Origin of the sequence: Acinetobacter lanii, assembly GCF_011578285.1 — a bacterium.
GTDB classification, from domain to species: Bacteria; Pseudomonadota; Gammaproteobacteria; order Pseudomonadales; family Moraxellaceae; genus Acinetobacter; species Acinetobacter lanii.
Genome location: NZ_CP049916.1, coordinates 701,093 through 717,550 on the forward strand (window position 1 = coordinate 701,093; position 16,458 = coordinate 717,550).

Below are 16,458 nucleotides of genomic sequence, written 5' to 3' on the forward strand. Positions count from 1 at the left end.
TTAAAGTGATATGTTTTAAGTTACCCAATAAGAAACCTAGATCTCTTAGTGGGTATATATTGAAATTAGCATCAATGATAATTTCTGTGTCTATTGATGTTTTGACAGACCTTGCGTCGTCTTATGACAAACCATGTGTCGTTTTTGACAAACCATGTGTCGCATGACGATTAAGCGATTACCAGCTTAACGCACCACCTGTTTGGTAGTCAGTTACGCGAGTTTCGAAGAAGTTCTTCTCTTTACGTAAGTCCATCATTTCAGACATCCATTGGAATGGATTGGTCACGCCAGCGAACTGTTCAGGCAAGCCCAATTGAGCCAAACGACGGTTTGCAATGAACTTTAAGTATTCTTCCATCATTGCAGCATTCATACCCAATACACCACGTGGCATGGTGTCACGAGCATATTCGATCTCAAGCATTGTCCCTTCAAGAATCATTTGAACGATTTCTTCTTGGAACTCAGTAGACCACAGGTGAGGGTTCTCAATCTTGATTTGGTTAATCATGTCGATACCAAAGTTCAAGTGCATAGATTCATCACGTAAGATGTATTGGAATTGCTCAGCAACACCATTCATCTTGTTACGACGACCCATCGACAAGATTTGTGAGAAACCACAGTAGAAGAAGATGCCTTCAAGTACGCAGTAGAATGCGATCAAGTTGCGAAGCAAGATTTGGTCGTTTTCAGGTGTACCTGTTTTAAAGGTTGGATCACTGAGTTCTTGCGTATATTTCAAGCCCCACGCTGCTTTACGTGCAACTGATGGAACTTCGCGGTACATGTTGAAGACTTCGCCTTCATCCATACCTAAAGATTCGATACAGTACTGGTAAGCATGCGTATGAATCGCTTCTTCAAACGATTGACGCAAGATGTATTGGCGGCATTCAGGGTTAGTAATGTGACGGTAAATTGCCAAGACTAAGTTGTTTGCAACCAATGAATCTGCTGTTGAGAAGAAACCTAAAGAGCGCATCACAATCGTACGTTCGTCTTCAGTTAAACCATCTTCTGACTTCCAAAGCGCGATGTCGTGGTTCATGTTCACTTCTTGAGGCATCCAGTGGTTTGCACAACCGTCTAGATACTTCTGCCAAGCCCATTCGTATTTGAACGGCACAAGTTGGTTTAAGTCAGCACGACAGTTAATCATCGCTTTGTCATCAACTTGTACACGTTGCGCGCCCATTTCAAGCTCTTCTAAGCCTGGAGCAACATCCAAACTTTCTAAGGCAGCAGATGCTCTTGCCATTGAATCGGTTGAATGTTTTGTGGCTCTTTGATTGGTGCGAGCGGGTTGTGTAGCTGCCAAATTCGGCGCTGATGATTGTGCATCAGATACCACTTGCGAATGAGTCGCTTTTTGCGGTTCGATGGGCGCAGACTGGTGTTCAGGTGCAGCCGGTTTCTGTGAATCATCTTCGAAATCGTCCCAACTTAGGATAGACATATCAATTCTCACTTCGTTGCTTATATCTTTATAGACATCTCACACACGAAGATGTCCTTACTATAACGCTTATTCTGTGTAAGCAAAATCAAGTTTTGTTGATGGCGCAGGTTTTTCAAACCAAATCGCTTAAATCTCCACTACTTATTTTGATTACGCTTTTGTTGACGAATTTTATACCACGCGTACGTGACAGGGAGGTAAAAACAAAAAACAAAGGAAAGCACCAGAACAATCAGTCCTAACGTATAGTTATGGGTCATATGGAGCATGGTGTTATTCCTTCTCAAAAATTTAATCTCCCCATACCCCTCTTTAAAAAGAGGGGCTTCCATCCATTGATTTAATTTTTGGAAGTCCCCCTTTGAAAAAGGGGGATATAGGGGGATTTTTTAGAAACTCACCAATTATTGGCAAGCCTCACAATCAGGGTTGTCAATTGAACATGCCATTGGCACTGGTGCTGCTTGCGCAAAACCTTCTTCTTCAGCAGGGACTTCCGCTTTAGGTGCTTCTTTTGCAACCGCTGCTACAGGTGCAGCAACCGCAGTTGCTTTAACTGCATTCAATGCGCCCGTATTAATGGTCGATTTCTCAGCAGATGTTGCACCCAATGCACGGAGGTAGTAAGTGGTTTTAAGACCACGTAACCAAGCCATCTTGTAAGTGATGTCCAATTTCTTACCGTTCGCACCAGAGATGTAAAGGTTAAGCGACTGTGCTTGGTCGATCCATTTTTGACGACGTGATGCAGCATCCACGATCCAACGAGTATCCACTTCGAATGCAGTGGCGAAAATCGCTTTCAATTCTTCAGGAATACGTGCAATTTTTTGAACAGAACCTTCAAAATGTTTCAGGTCGTTCACCATCACAGAATCCCATAAACCGCGATCTTTTAACGCACGTACTAAGTACGGGTTGATCACTGTGAATTCACCAGAAAGGTTAGATTTCACATACAAGTTTTGGAATGTAGGCTCGATTGACTGAGACACACCACAAATGTTCGAAATGGTTGCAGTTGGTGCAATCGCCATCACGTTAGAGTTGCGCATACCGTCTTTTTGAACTTTGGCACGTAACGTGTCCCAATCCAAACGCGTTGTACGGTCAACTTCAAACATACGCTCAGGACGAGATTTCGCAACGATGTCTAAAGAATCGATTGGCAGGATGCCTTGATCCCACAATGAACCTTTAAATGTCTCGTAAGCACCACGTTCAACCGCTAAATCGCTAGACGTTTGAATTGCGTAGTAAGAAATCACTTCCATAGATTCGTCAGCGAAATCAACCGCAGCATCTGAACCGTAAGCCAATTGCATTTCATACAATGCATCTTGGAAGCCCATGATCCCCATACCCACTGGGCGGTGTTTCATGTTTGAATTGCGCGCTTGTTCAACGGCGTAGTAGTTAATGTCGATCACGTTATCGAGCATACGTACTGCAGTTTTAATCGTGCGAGCTAATTTCTCACGGTCTAACTTGCCACCTTGAACGTGTTGTACAAGGTTGATTGAACCTAAGTTACATACCGCGATTTCGTCTTGGTTTGTATTTAAGGTAATTTCAGTACACAAGTTAGAAGAGTGCACTACACCTACGTGTTGTTGTGGTGAACGTAAGTTACATACGTCTTTGAATGTGATCCAAGGATGACCTGTTTCAAACAACATTGACAACATTTTGCGCCATAAGTCTTTCGCACGGACTTTCTTATGCAGCATGTCTTGGTCTTTTGCGATGCTTTCGTAATACGCATAACGCTCAGTAAATTCAAGACCAGTTAAATCATGTAGATCTGGTGTTTCTGATGGTGTGAACAGTGTCCATTCAGCATCTTCAAAGACACGTTGCATGAACAAGTCTGGAACCCAGTTCGCAGTGTTCATGTCGTGGGTACGACGACGGTCATCACCGGTGTTTTTACGAAGCTCTAGGAATTCTTCGATGTCCAAGTGCCAAGTTTCAAGGTATGCACATACAGCACCTTTACGCTTACCACCTTGGTTGACAGCAACAGCAGTATCGTTCGCCACTTTAAGGAATGGAACAACACCTTGAGACTTACCGTTTGTGCCTTTGATATAAGAGTTCAATGCACGAACTGGCGTCCAGTCATTACCTAAACCGCCTGCCCATTTAGAAAGTAGGGCATTGTCACGCATAGAACCATAAATGTTGTATAGGTCATCTGCGATGGTGGTTAAGTAGCAGCTTGATAACTGAGGACGTAAAGTACCTGAGTTAAACAAGGTTGGCGTAGATGCCATGTAATCGAAGCTAGACAATAAGTTGTAGAATTCGATTGCACGTTCTTCACGGTTGTCTTCATTGAGTGCAAGACCCATAGACACACGCATAAAGAACAACTGCGGTAATTCGAAACGTACGTCATCTGAATGGATGAAGTAACGGTCAAATAAAGTTTGAAGACCTAAGTAAGTGAATTGGTTAGAGCGTTCAGGTTTGATCGCAGCTGCCAATTTCTCAAGGTCAAAATCAAGTAAATCTTTAGAGATCAGCTCAAGCTCAACACCTTTTTTCAAGAAGGTTTCTAAAGCATCGCCTTCATTGGTGTCTGTCGGTAGACCTAAGAACTCAAGACCTGTAGCAACCAAGTTGTCACGGAGTAAACGTGCAGTTACGTAAGTATAGTTTGGTTCTTGTTCAATACGGGTACGCGTTGCCATCATCATGGTGGTTGAGATGTCAGTCGCTTTTACGCCGTTATATAAGTTCTTCACGGTTTCATCAACAATCGCTTGAATGTCGATGCCTTCAAGACCTTCGCTCGCTTTCGCAATCGTTGCTTGCAAACGGCTTAAATCTAAAGGTTCAAGCTGACCGTTTGTACCGGTAATTTGAAGTGTTGGGTGATGATGCGCGCCCAATTGCTTACGCGCTTCAGAGCGTTGCTCACGATAGATCACATACGCACGCGCAACTTTTTGTTCGCCTGTACGCATAAGTGCTAATTCAACTTGGTCTTGAATCTCTTCAATGTGAATTGTGCCACCTGAAGGTAAACGGCGTTTGAAGGTATTCATTACCATATCGGTTAATTGTTCAATACGGTCATGGATACGGCTTGAATCGGTGCTTTGTTGACCTTCAACAGCCAAAAATGCTTTACCAATTGCTACAGAGATTTTTTCTGCATCAAAAGTGGCAACGTCACCAGTGCGTTTAATCACTTGGAGTTGACCCGGGGTTGTATTAGCGCTCATTGTCAGCGTAGCTCCATTGTCATCATTATTATGTTTATAGACCATTTGAATCGGACAAAATCTAAAGATTCATCTGTCACGACGTTTGAGGGATAAACACAAGACTTAGTGGTTTAATTTGATTTAAGGCACAAGATACGGGAATTTTTTATGTAGATCAATATTGACATTTTGATAATTTTTTTTCTGTAAAACGATTCAAAATTCCTTGTTGTTTTTGCTTGAAAAATGATTTTTTGGGTCGCGCTTTTTCAAGGGGGCAAGCATAGCAGAGACTCGAAAAGATGCTTATAGATAAGCCTGTGGATAACTATAAAAGTCGAAAAAACAGATCAGTGGTTGCTTAAAAAGTAGATACTGAAATAATTTGTATGTATTTTATGCAAATTATTTTGTGGTTGATTTATTGGGTTCAATACAGATTGGCTGTGCTATATAAAAGCGCCTAAAATTCAAGGATTAAATAAACTTAACAAAATGCAACGCTCGTGTATCAGTTTGGTGAACAATCTCTTGTTTACAATGTAAACGTGTGTATATTGCAAAATATAGTGTGTTGAATCTGCGCCTATTGAGTCGCAATGACAGCCTCAATGCAGGAAAGTTAACAAATATAGGGGCGATATATGAGCCAAGAAGAAAAGTTACCTAAAATTTTGATCGTTGAAGATGACGAGCGACTTGCGCGTTTGACGCAAGAATACCTAATCCGTAATGGATTAGAAGTCGGGGTAGAACCGGATGGCAACCGTGCAATCCGTCGAATTATTGCAGAACAACCGGATATGGTGGTGCTGGATGTGATGCTACCGGGTGCAGATGGTTTAACCGTTTGCCGTGAAGTGCGTCCACATTACCATCAACCGATCTTGATGTTGACTGCACGTACCGAAGACATGGACCAAGTCTTGGGCCTAGAAATGGGTGCAGATGACTATGTGGCAAAACCAGTTCAGCCACGTGTCCTTTTAGCACGTATTCGTGCATTGCTTCGTCGTACCGACAAAACCCCTGAAGATGAAGTGGCACAGCGTATCGAATTTGATGATTTGGTCATTGATAATGGTGGTCGTTCAGTGACTTTAAATGGTGAATTGGTTGATTTCACCAGTGCTGAGTATGATTTGCTGTGGCTATTGGCATCGAATGCCGGACGTATCTTGTCTCGTGAAGATATCTTTGAGCGTCTGCGTGGCATTGAATATGATGGTCAAGACCGTTCAATCGATGTGCGTATTTCTCGTATTCGTCCAAAAATTGGTGATGATCCAGAAAATCCAAAACGTATTAAAACCGTACGTAGTAAAGGCTACTTATTTGTAAAAGAAACCAACGGGATCTAAGATCCCTTTGGTGCATATGACACACTTATTATTAGGCTAAATTATACGTGTCTAAACACAGCATATTCCTGCGGATTTACGCAGGATTGGTCATCTTGGTTGTTCTTGTGGCGATCTTTGGGTATTTGCTGGTGCAAATTATCAATTATCAACGTGCCCAAGAATATCGAGAATCGTTGACCGATGGGATTGCCTTTGTGATTAGTGAGGGTGTTGCACGTCAACAAACCCCACAACAAAAGATGGATTGGATTTCGGATGCCTCTGATTTGCTCGAACTTCCGATCTATTATCTTGAATCCAATAAAGTCGAACTGTCTCGCACTGAACTCAAACGAATTGAGAAACAACAGGCTGTGGTGCGTTATGACGCCGAGCAGGGTGTTGCTTATTTGATTGTTGGGGTCAAGAACGATTTAAAACATTATTTATATGTGAAAATCGACTCGATTGGTGAAAAACAGATGAAAGCGATCCCGATCTTTATCTGGGATTATTTGGTTTATTATCCGGGTCAGGAAAAAGAATACCTCGCTAAGATTCAAAAGCACTTTTACTACAATGTAGACATCCGCAATATTTCTCAGCTCAGTCTCGATTCTGAACAGATTGGACGTTTGCGTTCCGATCAAAGTGTGATTTTGTACCAAGACAATGCTTCGGTACGTGGCACCACGATCTCGATTTTATCGCCTATGCCGAATCAACCGGGGGATGTGTTGGTGATGGGACCTGTGCCCATGTTTAACTGGATGCCATTTCAATTGGCGGCAGGCATTACCTTGCTGAGTATGTTTATTCTGTGTTTGGGTGTGTATGGGTTGATTGTGCCGATGCAACGTAAGCTGCGTCAGGTCAATGATGCCTTGGACATTATGCAAAAAGGCGATATGACCGTTCGTGTGCCGGTAGAAGGGCGTGACGAGATGGCCAACTTGGCATCCAGTTATAACAGCATGTCGGATCATATTCAGCGTTTGATTGAAGCACAGCGTGAATTGATGCGTGCGGTGTCACATGAACTGCGTACGCCTGTGGCACGTATTCGTTTCGGTATGGAAATGTTGGCAGAAGAAGAGGAATATGACTATCGACTTCAACAAGTGGACATGATTGATAAAGATATTGAAGCACTGAATACCTTGATTGATGAAATCATGACCTATGCCAAACTTGAGCAGGGTATGCCTTCACTGGATTTTGAAGAAATCGTGCTGTTTGAAGTGCTCGATCAAGTGGTGGTGGAAACCGAAGCCCTAAAAACCAACAAACGCATTGAATTGAATGCACCGCCCATCTCTTTGATGGTGGATGCTGAACGCCGTTATTTGCATCGTGTGGTGCAAAACCTAGTGGGTAATGCGGTGCGTTACTGCGATGATCAAGTCTTGATTAGTGGTGGAGTGACCGCGCAAGGTATGGCCTATGTCTGTGTCGAAGACGACGGTCCGGGTATTCCTGAAGATGAACGTGAACGCATCTTTGAAGCCTTTGCCCGCCTTGATGACAGTCGTACGCGTGCCTCAGGGGGTTACGGCTTAGGCTTGTCGATTGTGAGTCGAATTGCCTATTGGTTTGGTGGCACCATTCGTGTCGATCAAAGTCCAACGCTCGGCGGTGCGCGTTTTATTATGCGTTGGCCGGCACAACGCTTTAAAAAGAAGAAACATCAGAAAGAGTTCAAAGAGATTAAGGACAGTAAAGAAGCTGAAGACGGTAAAGAGCTTAAAGATTAATGCTTTAGGCTTTATTGCTTCATTGTAATATTGGGTCATCAATCTTCTAAGTCCCAATAAAAAAAGCACCGAGAGCGGTGCTTTTTTTTATGAAAGGGATTTGATCACTTATTGATAGTGATTGCCATGAGGTTCATTGATGCGTTTACCGTCACGGAGTGCGCTTAAGGCATCTGCATTAAAATCAATCAGTAAGCTGTTGTTCGATGCATCGATGTTGTAACTACTAATAATTTTTTGGTCACCAGAAATGGTATCCACCGTATATTCGTCTGCAATATTTAAAATCGCATTCAGATTGGTAGTGGTCGATGGCAAGTCTTGTTGGAAAATTTGGTAAATGTCACGCAGATCAAAAATGGCGTTATTGGTTTCAGGATGCTTTTTGACATACCCCTCAATATGTCGAATGATCAGTTGCGCATATAAAAAATAGTTGGGTTTATGCGTAAAATCTAGACTCATTTTTGCTTTTCCTTGTAGTTTGTTTTGATGTTTTTATATACATAGCACACTCTCGAAAACAGGTGTAAATGTGTTGCAAAAATGACACAAGAAACTCAAAAGATCTGTATTAAATTTGATCAACTTAATGTGCTAAAAAATAGTTGGATTGATTAAAAAATAGCAATCACGTGCTTAAAAAAGAAACATAAGGAATTTTGACCATTATTTATTTGCGAAATGATGGTAATCAAGCAGATTTCTTAAATTGATAGTATTTTCAACAATAAAAATATTTTCAAGCCCTAAAAGTGAGGGCTACAATTTTCTAAGGAAATCTTTTTTGTATAAAAAATAATTAAAAAATCGATTTTAATTTGCTAATCCGATTAAAGTGCACCTGAATATACACAAAAAAAATAAATTATAAAATTGATTAAAAAAACACCCTATCGACTAAGGTCTATAAGCTAGTAAGTGAAATCATAAATCAGGTACAATCTGCGTGATTAATTTTGTGTTTGGTGTATTAAAAGGCCAATACATACATTCTTTGTTAATAAATAGGCCTGCCAGGAGTTATCCCCGCATGAGTGCCATTACTCCATACGATTGGGCAGTTATTGCCTTCGTGATCGGCGTTACATTTTTATGCGTCTTTATGCTTACTGTCCCATTACTCCTTGGTGGTAAGTCATGGGGCCGTGCAAAGCAAGAGCAGTTTGAGTCAGGTGTTGTAGGTGCTGGTGGAGCACGTATTCGCTTGTCTGCGAAATTCTATTTAGTGGCGATTTTCTTCGTGGTGTTCGATATCGAAGCACTTTATCTTTATGCATGGTCGACATCGGTGCGTGAAGTGGGTTGGTTTGGTTTCACAACCGTGATTATTTTCGTGGTCGATCTTTTAATTGCATTGATTTATGCAGTGAAAGTGGGTGCGTTGAATTGGGCGCCTTCAGACAAACGTAAAGCCGCAGGACGCACATTGAAAATGGGCTCTCCAAATATGGATCTTGCAGAAATTACTCGCTTTAACTCTATTGAAGAGTTGGTGATGGACCCTACGGGGACTATTCCAGCGCAATCATCTGGTCGTGTTAAACCTAAAACACCGACTGCATCATCTGATAAGGAGTAATACGGGATGAAATATACCTTAACCCGTGCGAATCCGGATGCTGATCAATATCCACTTCAAGATCGTCAGATCGTAACGGATCCGCTTGAAGAAGAAGTGAATAAAAATGTGTTCATGACTCGTTTAGAGGACGTGATGCATACAGCAGTAAACTGGGGTCGTAAAAACTCAGTTTGGCCGTTCAACTTTGGTACGTCTTGCTGTTACGTTGAATATGCAACCACTTTAACCGGCGTACATGACTTGTCACGTTTCGGTGCAGAGGTGATTCGTGCTTCGCCACGTCAGGCCGATTTGATGATCGTTGCAGGGACATGCTTCATGAAGATGGCGCCTGTAATTCAACGTTTATATGAACAAATGCTTGAGCCTAAATGGGTGATCTCAATGGGCGCATGTGCAAACTCAGGCGGTATGTACGACATTTATTCAGTTGTACAAGGGGTGGATAAAATCATTCCTGTCGACGTTTATGTGCCGGGTTGCCCACCACGTCCTGAAGCATTGATCCAAGCGTTAATGTTATTACAAGACCAAATTCAATTAGAGCGTCGTCCACTTTCTGCCGTAATCGGTGATGATCTTAAGCCAGTGTATAAGCCAAAGATGATGCCTGAACGCGACCGTAAGAATGCTGAACGTATTGCAGTGAAAAACTTGCGCTCTATGGATGAAATTAAATAATTTAAACGATTTATATTGATACACCTGATTGGGTGTAACGCCGTTTAAGTTGACTGAATTTGAATAAAATAGGAAGCCAAGCCAATGGCTGAAACTGACATTGCTATGCCAGAGTCAACGCCAGTTGATTCACGCCCTGCATTTGCAATCGTAGAAGAGCTCAAAACCAAGTTTGGTGAGAACTTCTATGTGCAAACGACTTTTGAAGACTTTCCAACAGTCTGGGTTGAGCGCGCACGTGTACAAGACGTCTTAATGTTCTTGCGTACCGTGTCACGTCCTTACGTGATGTTGTTTGACTTGTCAGCGGTAGATGAGCGTTTACGTACGCACCGCGACGGTTTACCTGCGTCAGACTTCACTGTGTTCTATCACTTGTTATCGTTAGAACGTAACAGTGATATTCGTATCAAAGTTGCGCTTGCTGAAAATGATATTAATCTGCCAACAGCAACCAATATTTGGCCGAATGCCAACTGGTACGAACGTGAAGCATACGATATGTTTGGGATCAACTTCGAAGGGCATCCAATGCTCCGTCGTATCTTGTTGCCAACGTATTGGGAAGGTCATCCACTTCGTAAAGAATATTCTGCACGTGCCACTGAATATACCCCGTATATGCAGAACCAAGCGAAGCAGGACTTCGAACAAGAGCATTTGCGCTTTGTCCCTGAAGATTGGGGTCTAAAACGTGGTAATGACGACGAAGATTTCATGTTCTTGAACTTAGGTCCAAACCATCCTTCTGCGCACGGTGCATTCCGTATTATCTTGCAGTTGGACGGTGAAGAAGTGAAAGACTGTGTGCCTGACATTGGTTATCACCACCGTGGTGTGGAAAAGATGGCTGAACGTCAAACTTGGCATTCATTCATTCCGTATACAGACCGTGTCGACTACTTAGGTGGTTGTGCGCAAAACATGCCTTATGTGATGGGTGTGGAGCAAATGGCAGGGATTACTGTGCCTGACCGTGCGCAATGTATCCGTGTGATGATGTCTGAATTGTTCCGTATCAATAACCACTTGTTGTTCATTGGTACAGCGATTCAGGATGCCGGCGGTATGACGCCTGTATTCTACATGTTCGCCGATCGTCAAAAAATCTATGACGCGATTGAAGCGATCACCGGTTACCGTATGCACCCAGCATGGTTCCGTATCGGTGGTACCGCGCATGACCTTCCAAACAACTGGCAACATTTGATCCGTGAAATCTTGGATTGGATGCCAAAACGTTTGAAGGAATACCATACTGCAGCGCTAAAAAACTCTGTCTTTATTGGTCGTACCCGTAACGTTGCGCAATACGATGCAAAATCTGCATTGGCTTGGGGTGTCACAGGTACAGGTCTGCGTGCAACAGGGATTGACTTTGATGTACGTAAATACCGTCCATACAGTGGCTATGAGAACTACGATTTCGATGTTCCTGTAGAGTATGAAGGCGATGCCTATGCACGTGTGCTTGTTCACTACCGTGAAATTGAAGAATCACTAAAAATCATCAAGCAATGTTTAGACAACATGCCGTCTGGTCCATATAAAGCGGATCATCCATTGGCTGTTCCACCACCAAAAGATAAAACTTTACAAGACATTGAAACCTTGATTACGCACTTCTTAAGCGTGTCATGGGGTCCTGTAATGCCGGCGGGTGAAGCATCTGTAATGGCAGAAGTGGTCAAAGGCGCGTCGAACTACTACTTGACTTCAGACAAGTCAACCATGAGTTACCGTACCCGTATTCGTACACCAACTTTCACGCACTTACAGCAAATGCCTTCGGTGATTAACGGCAGCTTAATGTCGGATTTAATCATTTATTTAGCGACCATTGACGTCGTAATGGCTGACGTGGATCGCTAAGGGGTAATCGCATTATGATGATTTTGACTGATAAAAAACCACGTGTGAACGTTGAAGGGATTTTGACAGCTGACGAAATCCACGAAATTGAACATCACATTGAACATTATCCGTACCCACGCGCGGCATGTTTGGATGCATTGAAATGTGTTCAACGCCGTAATGGTTGGGTCGATGATGCGCAAATGAATGCCATTGCACAAATGTTGTCAATGAGCGTTGCAGATTTAGAGGGTGTTGCGACTTTCTATAACCGTATCTACCGTCAACCGGTCGGTCGCAACGTGATTTTACTGTGTGACTCAATTGCATGCTTCTTGATGGGTGCTGAAACTTTGGCAGAAGCGTTCCAGCGCGAGTTGGGGATTCAATTTGGTCAAACGACTGCTGATGGTCGTTTTACTTTATTGCCAATCTGCTGCTTAGGGAACTGTGACAAAGGTCCAACCTTGATGATTAATGAAGATACCCACGGTTTAGTTGAGGTTTCTTCAGTGAAACAGCTCTTGGAGAAGTATGTATGAATACTGAACCAAAACCAATTTACGGCGACGGCAACCCAGAAACTCACCCACTGACATGGCGTTTGAGCAAACAGGAATTCGTTCGCAGTGCAGACGACTATGAGGCTTTAGAAGGTTATGCGGGCTTTAAAAAAGCTTTAAGCATGAAACCGGCTGAAGTGTTAGACGTTGTTAAAGCTGCAACAGTAAAAGGTCGTGGTGGTGCAGGTTTCCCAGCAGGGATTAAATGGTCACTGATGGCACCGAATGATGGTGGTCCTCGTTACCTGATCTGTAATGCCGATGAAATGGAACCAGGTACCTTTAAAGACCGTTTGTTGATGGAAAAACTTCCACATCAATTGATCGAAGGGATGTTGATTGCAGGCTATACGCTTGAAGCAACACAAGGTTATATCTTTATTCGTGGTGAGTATATTGAAGCTGCGAAGTACCTCAATGAAGCGCTTGAGCAAATTCGTGCCAAAGGCTACTTGGGTCAAGATATCTTGGGTACAGGTTGGAACTTTGATTTACACGTGCATACCGGCGCAGGTCGTTATATTTGTGGTGAAGAAACTGCATTGATTAACTCGCTTGAAGGTCGCCGTGCAAATCCGCGTACCAAACCACCGTTCCCACAAGTGGCGGGTGCTTGGGGTCGTCCTACGATTGTCAACAACGTAGAGACCTACAACAACTTACCTGCGATTATGCTTCGTGGTCCTGAGTGGTATGTCGGTTTATCGGAAGGTAAATCAAAAGACCCAGGCACAAAAATTTACGGCGCATCAGGTAAGGTGAAATTCCCAGGGCTTTGGGAGCTTCCATTTGGTACGACTGCACGTGAAGTGATTGAAGAGCATGCAGGCGGTATGCGCGACGGTCTGAAGCTCAAAGCGTGGTTACCGGGTGGTGCATCGACTGACTTCTTGGCCGCTGAACATATTGACTTGCCTATGGATGCAGAAAGCATCATGAAAGCAGGTTCACGTTTAGGCACATGCTTGCTCATGGTGGTGGATGAAACCCAATGTATGGTTTCAGCGACACGTAACCTTGAAGAGTTCTTCGCGCGTGAATCATGTGGTTTCTGTACCCCTTGCCGTGATGGTTTACCTTGGGCTGTGAAAGCGCTTAAAGCACTTGAAGACGGTACAGGGAAGAAAGAAGATATCGATCACTTACAAGAGCTTACTCGTAAGCTTTGGATTGGTAAAACTTTCTGTGCCCATGCACCGGGTGCGATGGAGCCATTAATGGGCGCACTCAAACATTTCCGTGGCGAATTTGAAGCAAAAGTGGTGAATGCCGCTGCTCAAACTAGCACCGTAGAACAAGCTTAAGGAATTCGACTATGGCTACAATTCATGTCGATGGCAAATCGTATGAAGTCAACGGCTCGGAAAACTTGCTACAAGCATGTTTGAGTCTTGGCATTGATATCCCATACTTTTGTTGGCATCCGTCCTTAGGTTCTGTCGGTTCTTGCCGTCAATGTGCCGTAACCCAATACGCGAATCCTGAAGATACGCGTGGTCGTTTGGTTATGTCATGTATGACGCCAGCTGCTGACAATACCTACATCTCAATTGAAAACCAAGAAGCGAAAGACTTCCGTGCTTCAATTGTAGAGTTCTTGATGACCAATCACCCACACGACTGTCCAGTCTGTGAAGAGGGTGGTCACTGTCATTTACAAGATATGACCGTGATGACGCAGCATGATCGTCGTCGTTACCGTTTCACCAAACGTACCCATTACAACCAAGAGCTCGGCTCATTCATTTCTCACGAAATGAACCGTTGTATCGCGTGTTACCGTTGTGTTCGTTACTACAAAGACTACGCTGGCGGTACAGACTTTGGCGTGTATGCCAATGCATCACGTGTGTACTTCGGTCGCCCTGAATCAGGCACATTAGAGTCTGAATTCTCAGGTAACTTAACTGAAGTCTGCCCAACGGGTGTATTCACGGATAAAACTCACTCAGAACGTTATAACCGTAAATGGGACATGCAGTATGCGCCAAGCGTATGCCAAGGCTGTTCTTCAGGTTGTAACATCTCTCCGGGTGAGCGTTATGGCGAACTTCGTCGTGTCGAAAACCGTTTCAACGGTGAAGTGAATCAATACTTCCTCTGCGATAAAGGTCGTTTCGGTACCGGTTATGTGAACCGTGCAGATCGTCCACGTCAACCGCAGTTCCGTTCAGGGAATAATGTTGAGACTGTGTCTGTAGATACAGCGTTAGACACTGTGATTGCGAAAGTTCAAGGCAAAAAAGTCTTGGGTATTGGTTCGCCACGTGCATCACTTGAATCTAACTTCGCACTTCGTGAGTTGGTCGGTCAAGATAACTACTCAACCGGTCTATCGCAAAAAGAGCAAAACTTGGTTGAGCTTGCAGCTTCTATCATGCAAACCGAGGGTGTGTATAACCCGAATATGCGTGAAATTGAAAGCTACGATGCTGTGCTGATTTTGGGTGAAGACTTAACGCAAACTGCGCCTCGTATGGCATTGTCTGTTCGCCAAGCGGCGAAAAACAAAGCAAAAGAGATGGCGGCAGAGCGTCGTACGCAAGAATGGTTGGCTGAACCTGTCCAACGTATTGGTCAAGATGCTAAATCTCCGATTTACATCTTAGCTGCAACGCAAACACGTTTGTCTGACGTTGCGACAGGTGAAGTGGTTGCTTCTCCAAATGACATCGCGCGTTTAGGTTTTGCGATTGCTGCAGGCGTAAAAGGTGAAACCATTCTTGGTCTTGATGACGATGCCAAAGCATTTGCGCAAACCATTGCTGATACATTGAAATCTGCTAAAAAGCCATTGATCATCTCGGGCACAAGCTTACAAGATCCAGCAATCATGGAAGCTGCTGCACAAGTGGCACAGAACCTGGGTAATGCGGGTTTAACCTTGACTGTTCCTGAAGTGAACTCAATGGGCTTAGCGATCTTTGGTGGTCAAAGCTTAGAACAAGCCTTTGCAAAAGATTACGATGCGATCATCGTGGTTGAAAATGACCTTTACCGTCGTTTACCTGCAAAACAAGTCGATGCGGCTTTAGCGAAAGCGAAAGATGTGATTGTGCTTGATCACTCTGAAACTGAAACTGTGAAGAAAGCGAATATCGTTCTTTCAGCGGCATCGTTTGCTGAAGGTGATGGTACGGTAGTTTCTCAAGAAGGTCGTGCACAGCGTTTCTATCAAGTCTATGACGCGAGCTACTACAAACCTGAATACGCAATTAAAGAATCTTGGCGCTGGTTACATGCGCTTGAGACGGGCGTAAAAGGTCAAGCGATTTCTTGGACTGTACTTGATGATGTGATTGATGCAGTGGCGAAAAATGTACCTGCACTTGAAGCGATTCAAGACGTTGCACCTGATGCGGGCTTCCGTGTACATGGTTTGAAAGTAGCGCGTGAACCGCGTCGTTACTCAGGTCGTACTGCAATGCGTGCGCCGTTATCTGTACATGAGCCTAAACAACCGACCGATAAAGATTCTGCATTAACATTCTCTATGGAAGGTTATGTGGGTAATCAAACACCATCTCCACTGGTTCCATTTGCATGGTCTGCAGGTTGGAACTCACCACAAGCTTGGAACAAATTCCAAGACACCGTGGGTGGTCACTTAAAAGGTGGTGATTCGGGTATTCGTTTATTCGATCGTTTAGCGAAACGTCCTGCACGTACATTCGTTGCACCAGCACCTGTACTTGTGAATGCAGATAGTTTCCGTCTTGTGCCAATGCACCATATCTTTGGTTCAGGCGAATTCACGGTGAAAACACCTGCCATGGAATCACGTATTCCTGAAGCGGTATTTGCAGTGGGTGAACAAGATGCCACACGTTTGAATTTGAAAGACGGTCAAAAAATCACAGTCAAAGCAGGGGATACTTCAATTGTTCTTCCTGTACAAGTGATTGAATATTTACCAACAGGTTATATTGGTTACCCAATTGGTTTAGCACCAACGGTATCTCTTGCAGAGCCTGTATCAGTCGCGGTAGGAGTGTAAT

At 43.6% G+C, this 16,458-nt stretch carries 11 protein-coding genes; 8 read left to right on the top strand and 3 right to left on the bottom strand.

Going from position 1 to position 16,458, the window contains the following annotated elements:
• Window positions 1–178: 178 nt before the first annotated feature.
• Together G8D99_RS03295 and G8D99_RS03300 are read right to left on the bottom strand one after the other, a co-directional pair.
• Window positions 179–1,462: a ribonucleotide-diphosphate reductase subunit beta gene (locus tag G8D99_RS03295; protein WP_166322611.1), complete on the bottom strand. Its 1,284-nt coding sequence runs from the start codon at window positions 1,460–1,462 to the stop codon at window positions 179–181.
• A gap of 407 nt (window positions 1,463–1,869) precedes the next feature.
• Window positions 1,870–4,743 carry a ribonucleoside-diphosphate reductase subunit alpha gene (locus G8D99_RS03300; RefSeq protein ID WP_166322613.1) on the bottom strand — a complete coding sequence of 958 codons (2,874 nt, stop codon included), beginning with the start codon at window positions 4,741–4,743 and terminating at the stop codon, window positions 1,870–1,872.
• 581 nt (window positions 4,744–5,324) lie between these two features.
• On the opposite strand from G8D99_RS03300, the gene bfmR reads away from it, so the two are divergent.
• Window positions 5,325–6,041 carry a response regulator transcription factor BfmR gene (bfmR, locus tag G8D99_RS03305; RefSeq protein ID WP_166322615.1) on the top strand — a complete coding sequence of 239 codons (717 nt, stop codon included), beginning with the start codon at window positions 5,325–5,327 and terminating at the stop codon, window positions 6,039–6,041.
• Window positions 6,042–6,088: 47 nt separating this feature from the next.
• Window positions 6,089–7,777 (top strand): sensor histidine kinase BfmS, encoded by a 1,689-nt coding sequence (bfmS, locus tag G8D99_RS03310; RefSeq protein ID WP_166322617.1) that lies wholly within the window; start codon window positions 6,089–6,091, stop codon window positions 7,775–7,777.
• Between the two features lie 108 nt (window positions 7,778–7,885).
• On the opposite strand, the gene G8D99_RS03315 is transcribed toward bfmS, so the two are convergent.
• Window positions 7,886–8,242 (bottom strand): hypothetical protein, encoded by a 357-nt coding sequence (locus G8D99_RS03315; RefSeq protein ID WP_166322619.1) that lies wholly within the window; start codon window positions 8,240–8,242, stop codon window positions 7,886–7,888.
• Window positions 8,243–8,810: 568 nt separating this feature from the next.
• Between G8D99_RS03315 and ndhC the strand changes: the two genes are divergently transcribed.
• The 6 genes from ndhC (at window position 8,811) to nuoG (ending at window position 16,457) form a co-directional block, all read left to right on the top strand.
• Entirely contained in the window at window positions 8,811–9,359 is a 549-nt protein-coding gene (gene ndhC, locus G8D99_RS03320; protein WP_166322621.1) for an NADH-quinone oxidoreductase subunit A, read from the top strand.
• A 6-nt stretch (window positions 9,360–9,365) separates the two neighbouring features.
• Entirely contained in the window at window positions 9,366–10,043 is a 678-nt protein-coding gene (locus G8D99_RS03325) for a NuoB/complex I 20 kDa subunit family protein (protein ID WP_166322623.1), read from the top strand.
• A gap of 84 nt (window positions 10,044–10,127) precedes the next feature.
• Complete coding sequence (nuoC, locus tag G8D99_RS03330) at window positions 10,128–11,915, top strand: NADH-quinone oxidoreductase subunit C/D (RefSeq protein WP_166322625.1); 1,788 nt, start codon at window positions 10,128–10,130, stop codon at window positions 11,913–11,915.
• 14 nt (window positions 11,916–11,929) lie between these two features.
• On the top strand, window positions 11,930–12,439 hold the full coding sequence (gene nuoE, locus G8D99_RS03335) for an NADH-quinone oxidoreductase subunit NuoE (protein WP_166322627.1): 510 nt from the start codon (window positions 11,930–11,932) through the stop codon (window positions 12,437–12,439).
• Window positions 12,436–13,764, top strand: a complete 1,329-nt coding sequence (nuoF, locus tag G8D99_RS03340; protein WP_166322629.1) for an NADH-quinone oxidoreductase subunit NuoF — start codon at window positions 12,436–12,438, stop codon at window positions 13,762–13,764. The genes nuoE and nuoF overlap by 4 nt, the downstream gene beginning before the upstream one ends.
• Before the next feature lie 11 nt (window positions 13,765–13,775).
• Window positions 13,776–16,457 carry an NADH-quinone oxidoreductase subunit NuoG gene (gene nuoG, locus G8D99_RS03345; protein WP_166322631.1) on the top strand — a complete coding sequence of 894 codons (2,682 nt, stop codon included), beginning with the start codon at window positions 13,776–13,778 and terminating at the stop codon, window positions 16,455–16,457.
• The last annotated feature ends 1 nt before the right edge of the window (window position 16,458 follow it).

Coding starts and splice junctions, on each gene's coding strand:
- nuoC (WP_166322625.1), top strand. CDS start 10,128: ATGGCTGAAACTGACATTGCTATGCCAGAGTCAACGCCAGTTGATTCA.
- nuoG (WP_166322631.1), top strand. CDS start 13,776: ATGGCTACAATTCATGTCGATGGCAAATCGTATGAAGTCAACGGCTCG.
- ndhC (WP_166322621.1), top strand. CDS start 8,811: ATGAGTGCCATTACTCCATACGATTGGGCAGTTATTGCCTTCGTGATC.
- nuoF (WP_166322629.1), top strand. CDS start 12,436: ATGAATACTGAACCAAAACCAATTTACGGCGACGGCAACCCAGAAACT.
- G8D99_RS03300 (WP_166322613.1), bottom strand. CDS start 4,743: ATGGTCTATAAACATAATAATGATGACAATGGAGCTACGCTGACAATG.
- bfmR (WP_166322615.1), top strand. CDS start 5,325: ATGAGCCAAGAAGAAAAGTTACCTAAAATTTTGATCGTTGAAGATGAC.
- G8D99_RS03325 (WP_166322623.1), top strand. CDS start 9,366: ATGAAATATACCTTAACCCGTGCGAATCCGGATGCTGATCAATATCCA.
- G8D99_RS03315 (WP_166322619.1), bottom strand. CDS start 8,242: ATGAGTCTAGATTTTACGCATAAACCCAACTATTTTTTATATGCGCAA.
- nuoE (WP_166322627.1), top strand. CDS start 11,930: ATGATGATTTTGACTGATAAAAAACCACGTGTGAACGTTGAAGGGATT.
- G8D99_RS03295 (WP_166322611.1), bottom strand. CDS start 1,462: ATGTCTATCCTAAGTTGGGACGATTTCGAAGATGATTCACAGAAACCG.